The sequence below is a fragment of the Sphingomonas sp. 66-10 genome (genome assembly GCF_001897045.1).
Classification (GTDB): domain Bacteria; phylum Pseudomonadota; class Alphaproteobacteria; order Sphingomonadales; family Sphingomonadaceae; genus Sphingomonas; species Sphingomonas lycopersici.
This window is the reverse complement of record NZ_MKRR01000087.1, coordinates 1-1,448: the sequence shown is the minus strand read 5'-3', so window position 1 is coordinate 1,448 and position 1,448 is coordinate 1. Positions and strand designations below refer to the sequence as shown.

Below are 1,448 nucleotides of genomic sequence, written 5' to 3'. Positions count from 1 at the left end.
CCGGATCATTCGGGCCACCGGCAAGTCGCTTACCGCCGGCGTTGAGCTTCACAAGATCGAGCAGGTCCCGGTTCCGATCACCGTCCCGGCGAAGACGGTCGCCGATTGTTTCAAGTACCGAAACAAGATTGGACTGGACGTCGCGATCGAAGCCCTGCGCAACTGCCTTCGCAATCGCCGAGCCACCGCGGACGACCTCTGGAAGTACGCCACCATTGATCGCGTGCAGAACGTGATGCGACCGTATCTCGAGGCCCTCCTGTGAACCGAAAGGGGCGTCCCCGGAATATTGCCGCATCGGTGAGGGCGCGGCTGACGCAGCGCGCCCGCGATAGGCAAGAAAACGTCCAGTTAGCGCTGATCCGCTACGCAATCGAGCGGCTGCTGTACCGGCTCGGTCTTTCCTCCTATCGCGGAGAGTTCATCCTCAAGGGGGCGATGCTCTTCAGCCTCTGGGCGCCGACGCCCTATCGCTCGACCGGCGATCTTGATCTTCTCGGATTCGGCGATCCGGCACCCGAGCGCATCGTGTCGGTGTTTCGCGAAATCTGCTCGCTTGCCGCCGCCGATGATGGCGTGGTCTTCAAGCCAGAGACGATCCAGGCGCACGCGGCGCGCCTCGAGGAAGAATACAGCGGCATCCGTTTGACGATTGACGCCGAAATTGCTGGAGCTCGACTGCCGCTTCAGATCGATATCGGCTTCGGCGACATCGTCACCCCGGGCATCCAGGACATCGACTACCCATCTCTGCTCGGCATGCCCTTGCCGCATCTGCGCGCCTATCCGCCGGAGACCGTGGTCGCGGAGAAGCTTCAAGCGCTGGTGGCTCTTGGGTTGCTCAACAGCCGCATGAAGGACTTCTTCGATCTCTGGGCCATCTCGGAGACCTTTGCCTTTGCCGGATCGACTCTCGTCCATGCCATTCAGGCGACATTCGAACGACGCGCGACAACCATTCCACTGCAAATGCCCGCTGCCTTGACAGCGACTTTCTCCAGCGATTCCACGAAGCAAGCCCAATGGCGAGGCTTCCTGCGGCGAACCGCGATCGCTCTTGCGCCAGCTCCCTTGCCAGACCTCCTTCATCGCATCGGAGATTTTGTAATGCCCCCGCTTGAGGCATTGCGGGCAGGCGCCACGTTTAACAAGAACTGGAGGCCTGGAGGGCCTTGGAAGATCGCGAAAAAAGAGTGAGAGGGCTGCGCTGGCTTCCGTGGCGGATTGGAGGTCAAGAGAGAGTCTCTCGGCCGTCCGTCGCGGAGTATCCCTCATGGCAAAGGCCGTTCAGAAGATCATCCTCAGTGCCTCGCGCGACATCCCCTTCAACAAGCTGGTGCTCAGCCAATCCAACGTCCGGCGCCTGAAGGCCGGCGTCTCGATCGAGGACCTGGCCGAGGACATCGCCCGGCGCGGGCTCCTGCAGGGCCTCAACGTCCGGTCGGTCC

2 protein-coding genes are annotated in these 1,448 nt (G+C 61.8%); both read left to right on the top strand.

Annotation, left to right across the window (positions count from 1 at the left end):
• A partial coding sequence (locus BGN95_RS07210; RefSeq protein ID WP_502688265.1) for a type IV toxin-antitoxin system AbiEi family antitoxin domain-containing protein occupies positions 1-265 on the top strand: 265 nt, incomplete at its 5' end.
• 35 nt (positions 266-300) lie between these two features.
• Positions 301-1,197, top strand: coding sequence for a nucleotidyl transferase AbiEii/AbiGii toxin family protein (locus BGN95_RS07205; protein WP_286772106.1), 897 nt, complete (start codon positions 301-303; stop codon positions 1,195-1,197).
• The last annotated feature ends 251 nt before the right edge of the window (positions 1,198-1,448 follow it).